Source organism: Pseudonocardia parietis, assembly GCF_017876315.1.
Lineage (GTDB): Bacteria > Actinomycetota > Actinomycetes > Mycobacteriales > Pseudonocardiaceae > Pseudonocardia > Pseudonocardia parietis.
This window is the reverse complement of sequence record NZ_JAGINU010000001.1, coordinates 3,723,141-3,739,721: the sequence shown is the minus strand read 5'-3', so window position 1 is coordinate 3,739,721 and position 16,581 is coordinate 3,723,141. Positions and strand designations below refer to the sequence as shown.

Sequence of the window (16,581 nt, the reverse complement as noted above, 5' to 3'; positions counted from 1 at the left end):
ACGTCCTCTACGCGGGCAGGTCGGACAGCCTCTCGTGCAGCTCGACGACCTCCCCGACGTCACGGTGCCCGGACAGGGCCTCGTCGAGCTCGACCGCACGCCAGGCGTTCGAGGGCACGAGCCGGTCCGAGTCGACCGCGAGGATCCCGAGCTCGGCGGCCTCGTCGGGGCGCCGCTCACGGGCCAGGATCAGACCCAGGTCGAGCCGCGCGGTGGCGAGCCGCCGGGGCGCCCCGGTCGGCGGATACTGCTCGACGATCTCGCGGGCGTGCCGCTCTCCGGCCGGATCCCCGAGCCACGCCAGCGCCGTCGCGACGTAGTGGTCGAGCTTCCGCGCGTCGAACGCGAAGTGGTGGTCGGACGGCCGATCCGACGGTTGGGTCGCGATCCGGTGAGCGGCACGGTCCAGCGCGGCCCGCACCGCCGGGCCGTCCCCGAGCCGGGCCGCCGCACGGGCGGACTGTGCGGCCAGCTGCACCGCGGCGCCCGTGTTCTCCGGTGCGACGTTCTCACCGAGCGCCGCAAGCCCGGCGGCACGCTGCCAGTCCTGGTCGACCAGCGCCGCCCAGGTGTCGATCTCGACCGCCCACGCGCCGAGCTCACCGTGCCCGGTCTCCCGCTCCAGCGACGCCGCCACCGTCCGCGCGACGGCCGCGTTCCGGCGCACGCCGAGATCCACGTAGATCGTCGCGGCCAGCAGGGCGAGCCATCCCCCGGCGACGAGCAGCCGGCGCCGCTGCGCGAGCGTCGCGCGGCCCGCGAGAAGCCCCCCGATCTGCCGGGCGTGCGTCTGCACCTCGTCGAGGAGGGACTGTGCCGGCGTGGTCGCATAAGCACGGGCGAGCTCGTCCGTCACCACGTCCAGGGTGTCGAGCACGCTCGGCGTGACGTCGGACGCCTCGGCACGCGCGATGAGGTCGAGTAGCGCGTCCCCGTCGGCACGACCTGCCGGTGGGGCGAGTCCGAGCGTGTCGTCGGTCGGTGCGTCGAGCACGTGACGCAGCGCCTTCACTTCGGGCTGCTCGTTCGCCTGCACCACGTGGCCGCCCTTCCCGATCGAAAGCTACGGCCGGCCACGACGGGGTCAGTCGTCCTTGACCGCGTCCTTGAGCTTCTCACCCGCCTGTTTGACGTCGCCCTTGGTCTGGTCGCCCTTACCCTGCGCCTCGAGCTCTTCGTCCCCGGTGACTTCGCCCACCGTCTCCTTGACCTTGCCCTTGACCTCGTCGGTCTTGCCGTCCGGCTTCTTCTCGTTGGTCATGTTCACCGCCTTCCCGCAGGCCCCGCGGACAAACTTCGCCCGAGCCGGGGCATGATCTCGGTCATCGTCCGGGTAGACGCCACTGCACGGTGGGGAGCAGGGCGCTGCGGTCGACCCGGCCGGAGTGCCGTTCGACCAGGCCGAACAGCGAGGTGATCAGGGTGTCGGCGAGCCGGTGCGGCTGCAGACCGAGCGCCGGCAGCCCGGTGGAGACGACGTTGTAGTGGTGCTGGTCGGCTTCCACCCGCGGGTTGTCCAGGTACGCGATCTCGATGGTGCCCGGGTAGGTGTCGACGACGAGCTCGGCCAGCTCGCCGACCGAGAACGACTCGGTCAGCTGGTTGAAGACCCGGAACTCGCCGCGCGCCGCGGGGTTCTCGACGGCGAGCCGGACGCACTCGACGGTGTCCCGGATGTCGATCACGCCGCGGGTCTGGCCGCCGGAGCCGTAGACGGTCAGCGGTTCGCCGAGCACGGCCTGGACGACGAACCGGTTGAGCACGGTGCCGAACACGGCGTCGTAGTCGAAGCGGGTGGCCAGGCACTCGTCACAGCCGGTCTGCGCGGTGTGGTGGCCGTAGACCACGCCCTGGTTGAGGTCGGTGGCCCGCAGGTCCCAGGCGCGGCAGGCGAACTCGATGTTGTGGCTGTCGTGGACCTTGGACAGGTGGTAGAAGCTGCCCGGCCGCTTCGGGAACAGCACCCGGTCGCTGCGCCCGTTGTGCTCGACGGTCAGCCATCCCTCCTCGATGTCGATGTTCGGGGTGCCGTACTCGCCGAGCGTCCCGAGCTTGACCAGGTGGATGTCCGGGTCGGTCTCGGCGATCCCGTAGAGCAGGTTCAGGGTGCCGACGACGTTGTTGTGCTGGGTGTAGGTCGCGTGGTCCCGGTCCAGCATCGAGTACGGCGCGGAGCGTTGCTCGGCGAAGTGCACGACCGCGTCGGGGCCGAACTCGGCGAGGGTGGCACGCACGTACTCCGCGTCGAGCAGGTCACCGTGGTAGACGCCCAGCCGGGTGCCGGACACCTCCTCCCAGGCCGTGACGCGCTCGTCCAACCTACGGATCGGGACCAGGCTCGTGACGCCGAGCTCGTCGTCGTAGCCGCGGCGGGCGCCGTTGTCGAGGACCGCCACCTCGTGGCCGCGGTCGGACAGGTGCAGCGCCGTCGGCCATCCCAGATAGCCGTCACCGCCGAGGACCAAAACCTTCATCGACACCCCTCGCGTCGTCACGTTGTCCGCCTTGTCGGAATTTCTACCGGTCTCCGGGCGGTCCGAGCCCGCCACCGTCACCCGGACGAGTCCCGCGGCTGCCCGTCGGCCGCCTACCGCGGTGCGCGACGATCACGCCTGTGCGGCGTGCTTGTGGACATCTCCTCCTGGTCGCGGGGTCGCTGGTGACGGCGTGGCGCGGCGCCCGCACGGTCGAACGGCTGCGTCGGATCACACCCCTCGCCGAGGCGGCGGGCGATGCGGAGGGCTCGGTGACGATCGTCGTCCCGGCCCGGGACGAGGCGCCACGGATCAGTGCCTGCGTCGACGCGCTGCGCGCGCAGACCGGGCCGGACGTGCGGATCGTGGTGGTCGACGACGCCTCGTCGGACGGCACCGGCGAGATCGTGGCGCGCCACGCGGACGACGACCCACGGGTGATGGTCGTGCGCGGCGGGGGCCCGCCGCCCGGCTGGTCCGGGAAGGTCGCGGCGATGCAGACCGGGCTGGATGCCGACCGCGACGCGCGGGGCCGCTGCGGGATCGCGCCGCCGGAGTGGCTGTTGTTCGTCGACGCCGACACGCTGCTCGCCCCCGACCTGCTGGGACGCCTGCGGGCCACAGCCGTGCAGCACGGCGCGGACCTGGTCTCCGCCGCCGGCACTTCACCGGCCGACGGCTCGGCGCCGGCGTGGTCGCTGCTGATGCCGACCGGGATCGTCTTCATCGGTGAGCACGCCGATCCGCAGGGCAGGGCTCGGCGGGCGTTCGCGATCGGGCAGTGCCTGCTGGTACGCCGCGAGCGGTTCGCAGCGGTCGGCGGCTGGGTGGCGCTGCGGGACCGCCGCACCGAGGACGTGCTGCTGGCCACCCGAGTGCGCGACGCCGGCGGCCGCACCAGGCTGGTCGACGCACACGGCCTGGTCACGACCAGCGGGCTGGACCCGTTCGGTGCCGGCTGGGCCTCGTTCCGCAAGACGCTGGTGGCCGCGACCGAACGGTCGGTGCCCGTGCTGATCGGCGGCGGGCTGACGCACACGGCGATGTCGCTGGCGGGGCCGGTGGGCGTGGTGTGCGGGCTGCGGTACCGGCGGTCCACGCCGGCACCGGGCCGATCCGGACGCGGCCGGGCGACCGCGCTGGTCGCAGCCGGGTTGCTCGGCTGGGGTGGGGCGGCGGCGGCGCACCACCGCGCCGCCCGGCTGATGCGCACCCGGACCGCGCTCGCACCGCTCGCCCCGATGATCTGGGCGCTGTTCGGCGCGGTCCTGCTCGACGGCGCGCGAGTGGTGCTGCGCGGCACGGCGGGATGGAAGGGCCGCGACCAGTGACCTGGCCTGTCACGGGTCGACGGCGCATCGGGCAGCCGATCTCTACGGGTGTTTGAACCATGCTTCTCAGGGGAGTCGGCCGGACCGGTATGGCTGTTTTGCCCCGATAGGGATGGCCGGGTCGTGTGCGGGGCTGTGCGGTGGTCACCGGCCGGAGGTGAGGCGAGATGGCGGAGTCGTCGTATCGACATGACGGGGCGTCGGAGGGCGGCCAGGACCCGGTGGATCCGGATCGCGAGGATCCGGGTCGTATCGAGCAGGACGCGTCGGCCGGGACCGTCGAGGACCAGCTGCGCCGTCACGGCATGCGGATCGGCCGGGGCGGGCTCGCGCCGGCGGTGTTCTGGCCCGCGCTCACCGTCGTGGCCGGTGTCTCGATCATCGCGATCGTCTTTCCGGCCGGCGCCGGCGAGGTGCTCAACTCGGTCCAGAGCGGGGTCGTCCGAGGTGCGGCGTGGTTCTACACCCTCGCGATCGCCGGCTTCATCGTGTTCGCGATCTGGATGGGCGTGAGCCGGTTCGGCAACATCACGCTCGGACACGAGGACGAGCCGCCCGAGTTCGGCCTCCTGTCGTGGTTCTCGATGCTGTTCGCCGCCGGAATGGGCATCGGGCTGGTCTTCTACGGCGTGGCCGAGCCACTGACGTTCGCCACCTCTGACCCCAAACCCGGTACCGATGCCTCGGGGGCCGAGTTGGCCCAGCTGGGCATGGCCCAGACGTTCATGCACTGGGGCCTGCACGCCTGGGCGGTGTACGCGGTGATCGGGCTGGCCGTGGCGTATGCGATCCACCGGCGGGGCCGGCCGGTGTCCATCCGGTGGGCGCTCGAGCCGCTGCTGGGAGACAAGGTCAAGGGCTGGGCCGGGGACCTGATCGACGTGCTGGCGATCATCGGCACCGTGTTCGGTTTGGCCACCTCGCTGGGTCTGGGCGTCCAGCAGATCGCCACCGGCCTGGCCGCCATGGGAGTGCTGACTGAGCCCGGCGACCTGGTCCTGGTGGTGCTCATCGTGATCATCGCCCTGCTGGCCGTCGTCTCCGTGGTCACCGGGGTCGCGCGGGGCATCCGGTGGCTGTCGAACATCAACCTGTCGCTGGCCGGGGTGCTGCTGATCGCCGTGTTGGTGCTCGGACCGACGTTGTTCCTGATCCGCGACTTCGTCCAGTCGCTGGGTGTCTATCTGAGCAACGTGCTCGACATGACCTTCGATGCGGCCGCCTACACCGGTGAAGCGGGCCAGGTCTGGCAAGGCACGTGGACGATCTTCTACTGGGGCTGGTGGATCTCCTGGGCGCCGTTCGTCGGGGTGTTCATCGCCCGCATCTCCCGCGGCCGCACCATTCGCGAGTTCATCGCCGGAGTGCTGCTGGTGCCCACCGTCGTCGGGTTCCTCTGGTTCGCGGTCATGGGTGGCGCCGCGATCCACCGGCAGCTCCTCGGCGCCGGGGATCTGTGGTCCGAAGGTCAGGACGTGGTCGCCGAGGAAGCCTTGTTCGACGTCCTGGCCGGGCTCCCACTCGGCAGCATCCTGTCCGTGCTCGCCATCGTGATCGTGGCCATCTTCTTCGTCACCTCCGCCGACTCCGGTGCGCTGGTGATCGACATGCTCGCCTCCGGTGGGCATCCGGACCCGCCCATCTGGAGCCGGGTGCTCTGGGTCGCGTTGCTCGGGCTCGTCGCGATCGGACTGCTGCTCGCCGGCGGGCTGGAAGCCCTGCAGGCCGGGGCGATCACCACGGCGCTGCCGTTCAGCGTCGTGCTCATCCTGATGTGTATCGCCACGTACCGGGCCCTGCACCAGGAGCACCGGCAGCTATTGGCAACCGAGCAACGGGTCCGCCGGCGCGAACTGGCCGGCGAATTGGAGGCCGACTTCGACGAGCACTTCGGCGAGCAGGTCGACGACCGGATCGACTACGCCCTAACGCGCACGACCGGCATCTGGAACCGCGGGGCCACGCGTTCTCCGGTCAGCACCCTGTCCCGCGTCCGCCGCCGCAGAACCCGCTCCGGAGAAGACTGAATTCCTGGCGTGAAGCCTCGACCATGCCCGGGCGAAATCGGGTACAGCTGCGAACACGATGTGTAGTCAATTTTGCGTATTCGAATGAGTCCGACCTGCGCAAACCCGAAGAACCAGGCAACCGAGGACACCTCAGGACGTCGAGAGCTACGGAAAGCACACCCACCCCCCGAACGGAGTGCACCTCTCGTGTCCAGCAAGGCAAAGAAGATCGTCGGCGGAGTTGTCGGCTTCCTGCTCACCTTCGGAGCCGGAGTCGCGCTCGCCGCGTTCCTGCTCCAGACCAGCATCACCGGTCAGGCGTCGGTCGAGCAGGGCGGGCCCGGGTCGGGCACCTCCAACGAGGTCCAGGTCGCGGTCACTTCGACCAACGGATCGCAGCTGAACTGCGACGACATCGGGATCAGCGACGACTTCGCGACGCTGACGTTCAACCCGAAGCTCACCATCCCCGAGAACGGCGAGAACGCCAGCGGCCAGCCGATCCCCGGCGGGGACTGCACGGTGAAGGTCACGGTGAAGAACACCGGCTCCAGCGCGATCAAGGTGTCCCCGCAGTCCGGGATCACCGCGTTCCCGCAGGGCTGGTCCGCCGGCCAGTTCCAGGGCGTGTCGACCGCGCCGATCGCGCCGGGTGCGCAGCAGGTGATCTCGGTGAAGATCACCGCCACCGACGCCGCCCAGCCGGGTCCGATCTCCGGGAAGCTGGTCTACACCGACGCCGCCTGACCCCACACAGTCGGTGCGGACAGGAGCGCCCGACCCCACGACCGGGTCGGGCGCTCGCGCGTGCCTACGCGAATGGCTCCGGGCAGCGTCGCAAAAGCGGGAGCGACCGCGGCAGAACGACATCCCCGCCCGGTGTGAGCCCTCTCCGGCCGGGTACGCACACTGCGTCGGCTCCAGCCTCGGTTTCGACCTGACAGCCACCACTGTTCACCATGCCGCGACTCGAGGCCGACGACGCGAATCCGTGCGAGTCGAGAAGGCCGGTGGAGCCAGTGGACACATTCAGATACCTGTCGACCGTTCGCGCACGCGGGGATGTCATCAACCACGCGGAAGCCGAGGTTGCTGTGGTCGTCGTGTTGCAGGCCGCCTACCGGCGAGCGTCGGACGGCCTGAAGGAGAGTCTGCGATGCCGGGTTCCCGCACCACTCGGCGCGACGATACGGACGAGTTCGGTCGCGCGGCGACGTGGAGCGGTTCCTGCCGACGACGATTTTCTCCAGCACGTCGCCGATGCACTGTCGGTCTCGCGGATGAGAGCTCGCGATCTGGCAGTGGCGGTTCTCGAGATCACCGCAGAACTTCTTCCTGACGGCCACGGCGCGGAACTGTGGAACTGTCTGGCGTGGGAACGGTCGACCGAGTCACCGCCGGTCTCGACGGCCGGCGGCTGACGAGATCGAGGCCACGTATGCGCCGGCGCACTGCGGGTAGCTGCTGGACATGACAGAGATCGCCGAGCCCACCGAGCTCGAGCCCGGGTCCCAGAGCCGCGAGGTCGTGGTCGGTGTGCTGGCCGATCCCGACCTCCCGACCGCGGTCGCCGACCGGTTGGAGGGCAGCTTGGGAGCCAAGCTGCCCGAACAGCTGGCGCATGTGCCGGTGCGGTGGCGGATCGAGGTCGCCCGCGACGCGTTCGAGATGCATTCCGGTTACGAACGGCTGCTCGACCGGGCCCGCGAACGGGTCCATACCAGCGACTGGAATCTGGCTGTCTGCCTGACCGATGCGCCGCTGCGCGATGCCCACGGCGTGGTGCTGGCCGAGATCGGGGGCGACGACAGCACCGCGGTGGTCTCGCTGCCTGCCATCGGCGGCGTCGACGTGGTGCGCCGCACGCGCCGGCTCGTCGCGATCCTGGTCGAACACCTGGCCGCCGGCGTCCTGGCGGTGGACGGCACGCGCTCGGAGTTGCGTGGCGACCGGCGCCTGCGCCGGGCCCGCGCCCTGCACGTGGTCAACCCGAGCGAGACCGACATCGGGAGCAAGATCGTCCTCGGCTACCGGCTCGGATTGGCACGGTTGCTGCTCGGCATGACCCGCGCCAACCGGCCCTGGCGACTCGCATGGGGCCTCTCGGCCGCGCTGGGAGGCTCCCTGGCCGGCTCCGCGTTCGGGGTGCTCTACTCCAGCATCTGGATGCTCGCCGACTCCCTGTCCGAATGGCGGATCGTCCTCGTGTGCGTCGGCGCGATCGCCATCTACGTCCTGTGGCTCATCACCAGCCACGGCCTGTGGCAGACACCGATCACGTCGACCCGCCGCGACGACGTGCCCACCATCCTGCGCAACCTCAGCACACTGCTCACCGTCACACTCGGCGCCCTGGTGTTCTTCACCGTCCTGTTCGCCGGCGTCCTGGTGGCGTGCCTGCTGGTCATCACCCCGGACTACCTCGCCACGAACCTGGGACATCCGAGCGGGTTCGGCGACTACCTCGACACCGCCCTGATGGCGACCGTGATGGGGATGGTCGCCGGGGCGGTCGGGTCCGGCCTCGAGGACGACACCACCATCCGTCAGGCCACCTACGGCTACCGGGAGCGGCAACGCGTGGAGACCGAGACCTCATGACCCGGACGCGAGAAGGCGCGGGAGCTGCCGGTGGTCGGTGACGACGTGATCGGGGGTGCAGGAACACGCGCACCCGGCGGCGTCGGGCCGGCCGTCAGCGGCGTACAGCACGGTGTGCAACCCGGCCTGCCGAGCGCCGTGGACATCGCGGAAGGCGTCGTTGCCGACGTAGACGGCCTGCTCGGGGGCGATCTCCAGGGTGCGCAGTGCGATGTCGAACATGCGGCTGTCCGGTTTGCGGAAGCCGAGCTCACCGGAGACGACGATCGGGTCGAAATGGCCGAGCAACCCGAGCTCGTCGAGCTCGGGGCGGGCGTAGGCGCTCTGGCCGTCGGTGACCACACCGAGCCGGTAGTGGTTGCGGAGCTCGTCGAGGACCTGTCGCACGTGCGGGTACCGGTGCAGCCGACGGCGGGACAGGCCGCGGTGCAGCTCGGTGAGGAACCGCGGCAGCTGCTCGATCCGGTCGGCAGGGAGCGAGCGGGTGTACGCGGTGGCGTGTCGTTCGACGATCGTGCGCCAGAGGGCGACGGCGTCGAACTCCGGGTGCTCCTCCGGGTTCTGGTCGCGCTGCCGGTGCAGGGTCGCGAAGTAGATGTCGCGCAGCTGCCCGCAGCGCAGGTGGATACCGGAGTAGGCCAGGACATGGCCGATGACCCGGTAGACCCGGTCCCGGTGCTCGTCGGTGTGGATGTCCACCAGGGTGTGGTTGACGTCGAACAGCACGGCCTGAACGCGCAACCGCTCCTCCCTCCCGGTCACGGCGTGCGCAGCTGCCGCTTGGCGTGTTCGATCAACGTGCCTGCGTGGTCGGCGTCGATGTAGGTGTTGCGGGCGACCCGCAGCAGGGTGCACGCCCTGTAGTAGGGCGAGCGCGCGGTGAGCGCCGCGAACATCGCCTCGGGTTCCGGGAAGTGACCGCAGTACGCCCGCAGGAAGTACCCGATGAAGGGCTCAGCCCGGTCGGGATCGTGGGTGGCCTGCAGAAAGGAATGCTGCAGCTCGCCTGCGATCCGCCCGACGTCGAAGAGCCGGTCACCGCGCCGGCATCGTTCGAGGTCGATGGCCGCGACGTCGAGGTGGTCGCCGAACAGGAAGTTCGCCGGTGTCGCGTCGCCGTGCAGCCAGACCTGCCGGTCCTGCCACATCCGCGGCCGCGCCCGCCAGAGCTCGCGTAGCCAGCACAGCTCGTCGATGTCCCACTGGCCCACCCGGCCGGCACCGCGCAACATCTCCAGCAGCACGTCCAGGTAGGCACAGTCGACGTCGAACTCCACCGGCAGCTCGGTCGTCGTCCGGTGGTGCTGGGTGGCCAGGAAGTAGGCCAGCGCCTCCAACCGCCGGAACAGCAGCGGCTCGTCGCCGTGCCAGAGGGCCCGGTCGATGGCCTCGCTCAGCCGCTCGCCCTCGTAGTACTCCAGGGCCAGCACGCAGTTGATGTCCGGGGCGAACCCGTACGGGCGGACGACGTGGTGCGGCGAGCCGCGCAACCCGACCTCGCGCAGGGCTCGCAGCGCTTCCTGCTCCCGGCAGGCGGCCCGGGCAGCGGTCGTGACATCGCCGCCGAAGCGCGTACCGAAGAACTTGCACACGATCCGGGTGGCCGACTCGAGACCCTCGTAGGCGTAGATCTCATTGGTCCCCGCCAGCCGGAACACCGAGAAGCCGGCCCGCTCACGCGCCTCCAGGCGCCCGGCCGCGATCCCGCACAGCATCTCCTGCAAGGGGTCCCACTGCTGCAGCTCCCCCACATACCGGCCGATGGTCATCGGAGCGCGACCGCGGCGTCCCGGGCGCCGTTGCGAATCAGCTGCCGAGGCGGCCGGAGAGCCGGTCGCGCATCCGGTCGATCATGCCCACCCCGGGGCCTGCCAGCTTGTGGAACACCTCCGAGTTCGGCGCATCCGGGTGCGGGCGGGTCGGCGCGATCTGCTTGGCCCGGTCCACCTGTTCCCGCATCTTCTGCAGCGTGTCGGGATCGACGTGCGCGCGCAGCCGGGGGAACTGTTCGTTCTCCTCATCCTCGGCGTGATGGCGCAGTGCCTCGGTCATCTCCCCGACGAGCTCGTCGAACCGGCCCTCACCGGGATCGGTCTTCTCGAGCTCCAGCATCACCCGCTCGAGCTGCGCGTGCTCGTCGGCATCGTGGTCGACCATCTCGGCGCCGTCGTCGAACCGGTCGCGCATGACCGGGTAGACGTACATCTCCTCGGCCACCGAGTGCCGCACCACCTCCCCGATCACCGTGTCGATCAACGTGCGGCGTTCCAGCAGGGTCGTGCTCTTGCGGGAGACCTGGGCCAGGGTCTCCAGCGCCTCCTTGTGGTCTCGGGTCAGCTCGTCGACCACGTCGCCCGCGGTTCCGGTCGGTGCCTGTGCCACGGTTCCACTCCTTCACGATCAGTTCGGGTCCGTCGGCCTACCCGGCCCGGACGGGCACAAACGGCAGTACCTCGGCGAGGGCTCGTCGTCCCTGCCTACCCGGCGCGGTTCGCGGGGTCGTTCGGCGGTTCGGCGCGCTCCGCATCGGCGTTCCAGCTCCGGGCGAGTGCCCCGATCTTCTCGGTGAAGTCCTGCGCGGCCACCGGTGGTTCCTGCGCCCGCCCGGCCGCGGCACCGATCAGGAACGCCGTACGACCGGCCATCTCGTGGCCGACCCGGTCGGCCACGAGATCGGTGAGCTGTGCGACGGCGTCGAGCCCCTGGTTGCTCTCGACCGTCCCGTGCAGGCCCAGCTCGCGCTCGACGGCGCTCAACCAGACCTCGATCTGCTCGTGGGTAGCCATACCCCACGCGTTCCCGCGACGCGGTGTCCTACCCCTGTCGATCGGCACGGTTTCACGACCGCGCGCACCGGGCCGGACCCTCCGTCGCCCAGGTCGACACCCGGCACGGCGCTCGTTAGCGTCAGTCCGATGTCGGTACCCGATGCGGAAAAGCTCGCGGACCTCTTCGCCACCGTGGCCCGCGAGCTGGAGGCCGCCCGTGCCCCCGAGGAGACCCGTCGGATGATCACCCGGCGCGCGGTCGAGCTGGTGCCGGGCTGTGGCTACGCCGGCATCTCGCTCGCCCACCGCAACGGTTCGATCTCCACGGTCGGGTCCACCGACGAGATCACCGAGCGGATCCACGCGATCCAGAACGAGCTCGGCGAGGGCCCCTGCCTCAGCGCGATCACCGACCATGCCGTGTACCAGGTCGACGATCTCGCCCACGACGACCGCTGGCCCCGGTTCGCCCGCCGGGTCGCCGCCGAGTCCCCGATCGTCGGCATGCTCGCATTCCGGTTGTTCACCTCCGAGCACACCACCGGGGCGCTGAACCTCTACACCGACCGGCCGCACGGGTTCGACGCGCACTCCCGTGCCGTCGGCACGATCGTGGCCGCCCACGGCGCGATCGCCATGGCGTCCGCCCGCGAACGCGAGCACGGCGAGAACCTGGAGATCGCGCTGCAGAACAGCCGCCGGATCGGGATCGCGGTCGGCATCGTGATGCGCGACGAGCACCTCACCGAGGACCGGGCGTTCGCCTACCTGGTCGACATCTCCCAGCGGCTCAACCGCAAGCTCCGCGACGTCGCCGAGGTCGTCGTCGAGTCCAGTGGGGTTCCTGCGGAGTCACCCGGCGCGTCCTCGCACGGCCCGCAGGCATGACCGCGGTCCGGGCTCCTCAGCCCTGCCGGCCTCTTCAGCCCTGCCCGCCCCCTCAGCCCTGACCACTCAGCACCGGGCCCGGGCCGACCGGTGCCACACCGGATCCGCCGCCGCCCCCGGAGTCCGGCGGCGGGGGCGCGGCCCACACCGTCACGGTGCTCCCGTAGCGGGCCACGATGCCGCTCGCGGGGTCCTGCCGGACCACCCGGCGCTGCGGCGCGTCGTCGGACGTCTCGTGCTCCACCGCGAGGAGGCCGCCGTCCAGCGCCGTGTCGTGGGCCCGCGGGAGGTCGAGCCCGGCGAGGTCCGGGACGGTGACGACCGCTTCCCTGCGGTTCTGCTCTGTCGTCGTCATGGTCGGGGGGTCACCGTCACGGAGGGAGCCGAAACCCGGCGACGTCGCCGACGTGGTTCTCGTTGCCGGGCCCCGGCAACGTGGCGGCGCGTCCGGTGGACGGCGGCAGCGCGAGCGTCTCCCCCCGCTGCACCACCCGGACCCGGTCACCGTCGCCACGGGCGCGCATCTCGTCGAGGAAGTGGGTCAGCGGCGAGCGGAACACGTCGTAGTCGTCGTAGTGCACCGGGACCACCCGGCCCGGCCGGACCAGCCCGACCAGGTCGGCCCCCTGCCGGGCATCCAGGGTCAGCAGCACACCACCGATCCGGGTGCCGCCGAGATGGGCGACCATCACGTCGATGCCGTCGACCCGGTCGCGGATCTCGGTCAGCTCCGGCGCCGTCACCGTGTCGCCGGTGATGTAGAGGCGCAGTACCCGCCGCCCGTCCCGCTGCAGGTCCACGATGCTGCCCTGCACGGTGGGCAGCATCCGGTGCAGCAGCCGCGGCCCGTGCCGGGCAGGCACCGCGGTGACCCGGATCCGCTCGGCACCATCCCCCATCTCCCAGCTCTGCCACGTATCGAGCCCGGTCGCGGCCTCGAAGCCCCAGCGACGCAGCCGGTCCCGGGCGTGCGGGGTCGTGACCACCGGCAACCCGTGGTCGAGACCGGCCCGGGCGACGCGGTCGAAGTGGCCGCCGTGCAGGTGCGACAGCAGGATCGCGTCGAGGGCGGGCAGCTCGCCGATGCTCAGGGCCGGGTCGGTCCGCCGGCGCGACGACAGGCCCCATCCGAGTGCGGCCCGCCGGCCGCGGTGCAGGAAGTTCGGGTCGGTGAGCAGCCGGAACCGGCCGAGCCGCAGCAGCGTGGTGGCGGTCCCGATGAAGGTCAGCGACGTCTCGGACGGGCGGGGTGTGGTCACGGCGGGTCCTCTCCGAAGTCGTCCGGTACGGCGTCGTCCAGGAAGCGCCGGAACTCCTCCACCTCGGGCGGTCCGGGCCCGGGCCCGGCCTGGTCCATGGTGATCGTGCGGGGGGCGACGCCCGCACGGTCGATGACGGTGTCGGCGACGTCGATGCGGACGTCCGCCTGCAGGGCGAGCACGACGGCGTCGCTGGTGCGCGCGTCGACGACGGTCCCGTCGTCCAGCTGCAGCTCCGCGAGGAAGATCTGCTCGCTCAGTCCGCGCACCCGCACGCTGCGCAGCTGCCTGCCGAAGGCGGCGAGGATGTCGCCGATCAGCTGGTGCGTGCCCGGGCGCCCGCGGGGCCGGGTGCCCTCGAGCACCGAGGCCAGCGCGACCGCCTCCGGCTCCCCGATCGCGACCACGAGCATCCGTTCGCGTTCCTCGGTCTCCTGCAGCAGGACCACAGGCCGGTCGGTCTCAGAATCGATTCCGACCGCCCGTACCCGTACCTCGACCATGACCGCACTCCCCGTCATCGGCGTCGGGGCCCCCGGCTACCCGGCCGGCTCCCGCCCACACACGCATACCGCGCCCGTTCGCGGGCGTTCGTGTCGTCGCCGGCCGGGCCGGGCGGGCCCGGCGGAGCTGGAAGGAGCAGCCATGCCGACCCCGTTGAGCACTGCGCCCACCCCGGAAGAGCTCGTCACGGGCAGCGACGTCTGGAACGAGCGGCACCGGGCCGAGTCACCGCTGTGCCGGGCCGACCGCAACTTCGTGGAGCTGCTCCAGGAGCTGCGGGTGACGCTGACCGGAGTGCAGATCCTGCTCGGGTTCCTGCTGACCGCGTCCTTCACCGAGCGGTTCGCCCGGCTCGACCCGGTGCAGCTCGCGATGTTCGTGACGACCCTGATCGCCGCGGCCGTCAGCTCCGCGCTGCTCGTCGCCCCGGTCGCCGCGCACCGGGTCGTCTTCCGCCGCGGGTGCAAACCCGAGCTGGTCCGGTGGGCGCACCGGCTCACCCAGCTCGGGCTGGGCGCACTCGCCGTCACCCTGGTGGCGGGGCTGGCGTTGGTCCTCGATCTCGCGGTCGGACGGGTCGGCGCGCTGGCCGGCGGAGCCGGGTTCGTCACGATGCTGGTCCTGTTGTGGCTGGTCGGGCCGGTCGTCGTCAGAGCAACGAGTCGAGGGTGACCGGCAGGTCGCGCACCCGCGTCCCGGTGGCGTGCCAGGCCGCGTTCGCCACCGCCGCGGCCGTACCGACGATGCCGATCTCGCCGATCCCCTTGGTGCCCATCGGGTTGACGTGGGGATCGTGCTCGTCGATCCAGTCCGCCCGCAGATCGGCCACGTCCGCCTGGCACGGCACGTGGTACTCGGCCAGGTCGTGGTTGACGACGTGCCCGGTGCGCGGGTCGAACAGGCTGTGCTCGTACAGGGCCATGCCGAGCCCCATGGTCATGCCACCGACCAGCTGCGAGCGCGCCATCCGCGGGTTGACCACCCGCCCGACCGCGAAGGTGCCGTAGAGCCGGGGCACCCGGATCTCACCGGTGTCGGCGTGCACCGCGACCTCGGCGAACTGTGCGCCGTACGCCGACATCGCATATCGCTCGGCAGCATCGTTCTGCGGTACCTCGCCCCGGGCGGAGTCACCGTCGGCGGGCTCGTCGCCGAAACGCTTGCGGAACTCCTGCGCGGTCGCCACGAGCGTCGAACCCCAGGTGTTGATCCCCGACGAGCCGCCGGCCACCGAGGCCATCGGGTACTCGGTGTCGCCGATCTGCACGTCGACCTCGTCCACCGCGACGTCGAGCGCGTCCGCGACGATCTGCACCAGTGCCGTCCAGGTGCCGGTGCCCAGGTCGGCGGCGCCGATCCGGGCCACGTAGCGCCCGTCCACCCGGGCGATCTCGGCCTCGGATACGGGCATCCGCATCGTCGGGTAGACCGAGGCGGCCACCCCGGTCCCCCACCGCCAGCCACCGTGCGAGCGCACGCCGGGCCGCGGGTCGCGAGTGGACCACCCGAATTCCTCGGCGCCGCGGCGCAGGCAGGCGAGCAGGTCCCGGGACGAGAACGGGAGACCGGAGTCGGGATCGGTGTCCGGCTCGTTGCGCACCCGCAGCTCGATCGGGTCGATGCCGAGCTCGTGGGCGAGCTCGTCCATCGCGACCTCGGGCCCGAACATGCCCGGGCACTCGCCCGGCGCTCGCATCCAGGACGGGATCGGCACGTCGAGCGCGGCGAGGCGGGTGGTGGTCCGCCGGTTTGGCGCGGCGTACATGGTGCGGGCCGGCAGCACGGTCTGCTCAGCGAACTCCTTGATCCGCGAGGTCTGCTCGACGACGTCGTTCGCGATCGCGGTGAGCCGGCCGTCGGCACCGGCGGCCAACGCCACCTGCTGGATCGTCGGGGGGCGGTAGCCGGCGAGGGAGAACGTCTGCTGCCGGGTCAGCGGGAGGCGCACCGGGCGGCCCGGCACGGCACGGGCCGCCATCGCCGCGGTCACCACGTTCTGGTGCGGGATGCCCTTGGAACCGAACCCGCCGCCGACGTAGGGGCACACGACCCGGACCTGCTCGGGATCCAGGCCGAGCACGGTGCGCACCGTGTCGCGGACGGTGTGCACGCCCTGGGTGGAGTCCCACAGCGTCAGCGATCCGGCGCCGCCGTGGCCGTCCGGGTCCCACAGCGCCGTCGTCGCGTGCGGCTCCATCGGGTTGTTGTGCAGCATCGGTGTCGTGTAGACGCGCTCGAGGCGTACCGGTCCCGCGGTGATCGCGGCGTCCACGTCGCCCTCGTGGGAGTCCGGCGGGTCGCCGGTCTCGACCTGCTCGGGGCGGTAGAGATCGGAGCGGTCCGCCGAGAGGTGCACGTCGCCCGGCTGCTCGTCGTAGCCGACGTCGACGAGGTCGGCGGCGTAGCGCGCCTGCTCGAAGGTCTCGGCGATCACGGCGGCGACGATCTGGCCGCGGAAGTGCACCTCGTCGTCCTGCAGGATCGCGTACTCGGCGTCGCTGGTGTCGGCCAGGCGTTCGGCGGTGGCCGGGGTCAGCACCGCCAGCACGCCGTCCTGGGTCTCCGCGAGGGCGGGGTCGACGCCGGTGACCCGCCCGCGCGCGAGGGGCGCCTGGACGAGCCGGCAGTACACCGGGTTCCGCGCCGGTGACTCGTCGGCGTACAGCGCGGTGCCGCGCACCTTCTCCGGCCCGTCGCGGCGGGGCAGGTCGGCGCCGATGGCGCGTGGTTCGAGCGTCCCGGTCATG

At 71.3% G+C, this 16,581-nt stretch carries 18 protein-coding genes; 7 read left to right on the top strand and 11 right to left on the bottom strand.

Annotation, left to right across the window (positions count from 1 at the left end; genetic code table 11):
* Window positions 1–7 precede the first annotated feature (7 nt).
* The 3 genes from JOF36_RS17775 to JOF36_RS17765 all read right to left on the bottom strand — a co-directional run bounded on the left by JOF36_RS17775 (window position 8) and on the right by JOF36_RS17765 (window position 2,474).
* A complete protein-coding gene (locus tag JOF36_RS17775; protein WP_210028089.1) occupies window positions 8–1,039 on the bottom strand; it encodes an NsdA family TPR-like regulatory protein in 1,032 nt (343 codons plus the stop codon).
* A 45-nt stretch (window positions 1,040–1,084) separates the two neighbouring features.
* Window positions 1,085–1,261, bottom strand: coding sequence for a CsbD family protein (locus tag JOF36_RS17770; RefSeq protein ID WP_210028087.1), 177 nt, complete (start codon window positions 1,259–1,261; stop codon window positions 1,085–1,087).
* Window positions 1,262–1,322: 61 nt separating this feature from the next.
* Window positions 1,323–2,474 (bottom strand): NAD-dependent epimerase/dehydratase family protein, encoded by a 1,152-nt coding sequence (locus JOF36_RS17765; protein ID WP_210028085.1) that lies wholly within the window; start codon window positions 2,472–2,474, stop codon window positions 1,323–1,325.
* Window positions 2,475–2,659: 185 nt separating this feature from the next.
* On the opposite strand from JOF36_RS17765, the gene JOF36_RS17760 reads away from it, so the two are divergent.
* The 5 genes from JOF36_RS17760 to JOF36_RS17740 all read left to right on the top strand — a co-directional run bounded on the left by JOF36_RS17760 (window position 2,660) and on the right by JOF36_RS17740 (window position 8,415).
* The gene (locus JOF36_RS17760) at window positions 2,660–3,805 is read left to right on the top strand and encodes a glycosyltransferase family 2 protein (protein ID WP_307862439.1); all 1,146 of its coding nucleotides are present in this window, start codon (window positions 2,660–2,662) and stop codon (window positions 3,803–3,805) included.
* A 167-nt stretch (window positions 3,806–3,972) separates the two neighbouring features.
* Window positions 3,973–5,832 (top strand): BCCT family transporter, encoded by a 1,860-nt coding sequence (locus JOF36_RS17755; protein ID WP_210028081.1) that lies wholly within the window; start codon window positions 3,973–3,975, stop codon window positions 5,830–5,832.
* A 189-nt stretch (window positions 5,833–6,021) separates the two neighbouring features.
* Complete coding sequence (locus JOF36_RS17750; RefSeq protein WP_210028079.1) at window positions 6,022–6,561, top strand: NEW3 domain-containing protein; 540 nt, start codon at window positions 6,022–6,024, stop codon at window positions 6,559–6,561.
* A 212-nt stretch (window positions 6,562–6,773) separates the two neighbouring features.
* Complete coding sequence (locus tag JOF36_RS17745; protein ID WP_210028077.1) at window positions 6,774–7,235, top strand: DUF2267 domain-containing protein; 462 nt, start codon at window positions 6,774–6,776, stop codon at window positions 7,233–7,235.
* Window positions 7,236–7,284: 49 nt separating this feature from the next.
* Window positions 7,285–8,415: an MFS transporter gene (locus JOF36_RS17740; RefSeq protein WP_210028075.1), complete on the top strand. Its 1,131-nt coding sequence runs from the start codon at window positions 7,285–7,287 to the stop codon at window positions 8,413–8,415.
* Here JOF36_RS17740 and JOF36_RS17735 read toward each other — a convergent pair.
* The 4 genes from JOF36_RS17735 to JOF36_RS17720 form a co-directional block, all read right to left on the bottom strand.
* The gene (locus JOF36_RS17735) at window positions 8,410–9,156 is read right to left on the bottom strand and encodes an HAD family hydrolase (protein ID WP_210028073.1); all 747 of its coding nucleotides are present in this window, start codon (window positions 9,154–9,156) and stop codon (window positions 8,410–8,412) included. The two genes, JOF36_RS17740 and JOF36_RS17735, sit on opposite strands and share 6 nt — an antisense overlap.
* A gap of 17 nt (window positions 9,157–9,173) precedes the next feature.
* Window positions 9,174–10,184, bottom strand: a complete 1,011-nt coding sequence (locus tag JOF36_RS17730; protein WP_210028071.1) for a phosphotransferase — start codon at window positions 10,182–10,184, stop codon at window positions 9,174–9,176.
* Window positions 10,185–10,221: 37 nt separating this feature from the next.
* A complete protein-coding gene (locus JOF36_RS17725; protein ID WP_210028070.1) occupies window positions 10,222–10,797 on the bottom strand; it encodes a hemerythrin domain-containing protein in 576 nt (191 codons plus the stop codon).
* 95 nt (window positions 10,798–10,892) lie between these two features.
* The gene (locus tag JOF36_RS17720; RefSeq protein WP_210028069.1) at window positions 10,893–11,201 is read right to left on the bottom strand and encodes a DUF6457 domain-containing protein; all 309 of its coding nucleotides are present in this window, start codon (window positions 11,199–11,201) and stop codon (window positions 10,893–10,895) included.
* A 129-nt stretch (window positions 11,202–11,330) separates the two neighbouring features.
* Between JOF36_RS17720 and JOF36_RS17715 the strand changes: the two genes are divergently transcribed.
* The gene (locus tag JOF36_RS17715) at window positions 11,331–12,071 is read left to right on the top strand and encodes a GAF and ANTAR domain-containing protein (RefSeq protein ID WP_210028068.1); all 741 of its coding nucleotides are present in this window, start codon (window positions 11,331–11,333) and stop codon (window positions 12,069–12,071) included.
* Between the two features lie 52 nt (window positions 12,072–12,123).
* On the opposite strand, the gene JOF36_RS17710 is transcribed toward JOF36_RS17715, so the two are convergent.
* Genes JOF36_RS17710 through JOF36_RS17700 form a run of 3 tightly spaced genes read right to left on the bottom strand, consistent with a single transcriptional unit; the run spans window position 12,124 to window position 13,833 of the window.
* Entirely contained in the window at window positions 12,124–12,426 is a 303-nt protein-coding gene (locus tag JOF36_RS17710) for a PASTA domain-containing protein (protein WP_210028067.1), read from the bottom strand.
* A gap of 16 nt (window positions 12,427–12,442) precedes the next feature.
* Entirely contained in the window at window positions 12,443–13,330 is an 888-nt protein-coding gene (locus tag JOF36_RS17705; protein ID WP_210028066.1) for an MBL fold metallo-hydrolase, read from the bottom strand.
* Window positions 13,327–13,833, bottom strand: coding sequence for a bifunctional nuclease family protein (locus JOF36_RS17700; RefSeq protein WP_210028065.1), 507 nt, complete (start codon window positions 13,831–13,833; stop codon window positions 13,327–13,329). The genes JOF36_RS17705 and JOF36_RS17700 overlap by 4 nt, the downstream gene beginning before the upstream one ends.
* A 142-nt stretch (window positions 13,834–13,975) precedes the next feature.
* Between JOF36_RS17700 and JOF36_RS17695 the strand changes: the two genes are divergently transcribed.
* Window positions 13,976–14,506: a DUF6328 family protein gene (locus tag JOF36_RS17695; protein ID WP_210028064.1), complete on the top strand. Its 531-nt coding sequence runs from the start codon at window positions 13,976–13,978 to the stop codon at window positions 14,504–14,506.
* Here JOF36_RS17695 and JOF36_RS17690 read toward each other — a convergent pair.
* Window positions 14,484–16,580, bottom strand: coding sequence for a xanthine dehydrogenase family protein molybdopterin-binding subunit (locus JOF36_RS17690; protein ID WP_210028062.1), 2,097 nt, complete (start codon window positions 16,578–16,580; stop codon window positions 14,484–14,486). The two genes, JOF36_RS17695 and JOF36_RS17690, sit on opposite strands and share 23 nt — an antisense overlap.
* Window position 16,581 lies beyond the last annotated feature (1 nt).

What these genes read in the sequence shown, in the direction of transcription:
- JOF36_RS17765 (WP_210028085.1), bottom strand. Translation starts at nt 2,474, where the DNA reads ATGAAGGTTTTGGTCCTCGGCGGTGACGGCTATCTGGGATGGCCGACG.
- JOF36_RS17730 (WP_210028071.1), bottom strand. Translation starts at nt 10,184, where the DNA reads ATGACCATCGGCCGGTATGTGGGGGAGCTGCAGCAGTGGGACCCCTTG.
- JOF36_RS17770 (WP_210028087.1), bottom strand. Translation starts at nt 1,261, where the DNA reads ATGACCAACGAGAAGAAGCCGGACGGCAAGACCGACGAGGTCAAGGGC.
- JOF36_RS17690 (WP_210028062.1), bottom strand. Translation starts at nt 16,580, where the DNA reads ATGACCGGGACGCTCGAACCACGCGCCATCGGCGCCGACCTGCCCCGC.
- JOF36_RS17715 (WP_210028068.1), top strand. Translation starts at nt 11,331, where the DNA reads ATGTCGGTACCCGATGCGGAAAAGCTCGCGGACCTCTTCGCCACCGTG.
- JOF36_RS17710 (WP_210028067.1), bottom strand. Translation starts at nt 12,426, where the DNA reads ATGACGACGACAGAGCAGAACCGCAGGGAAGCGGTCGTCACCGTCCCG.
- JOF36_RS17695 (WP_210028064.1), top strand. Translation starts at nt 13,976, where the DNA reads ATGCCGACCCCGTTGAGCACTGCGCCCACCCCGGAAGAGCTCGTCACG.
- JOF36_RS17745 (WP_210028077.1), top strand. Translation starts at nt 6,774, where the DNA reads ATGCCGCGACTCGAGGCCGACGACGCGAATCCGTGCGAGTCGAGAAGG.
- JOF36_RS17720 (WP_210028069.1), bottom strand. Translation starts at nt 11,201, where the DNA reads ATGGCTACCCACGAGCAGATCGAGGTCTGGTTGAGCGCCGTCGAGCGC.
- JOF36_RS17755 (WP_210028081.1), top strand. Translation starts at nt 3,973, where the DNA reads ATGGCGGAGTCGTCGTATCGACATGACGGGGCGTCGGAGGGCGGCCAG.
- JOF36_RS17740 (WP_210028075.1), top strand. Translation starts at nt 7,285, where the DNA reads ATGACAGAGATCGCCGAGCCCACCGAGCTCGAGCCCGGGTCCCAGAGC.
- JOF36_RS17700 (WP_210028065.1), bottom strand. Translation starts at nt 13,833, where the DNA reads ATGGTCGAGGTACGGGTACGGGCGGTCGGAATCGATTCTGAGACCGAC.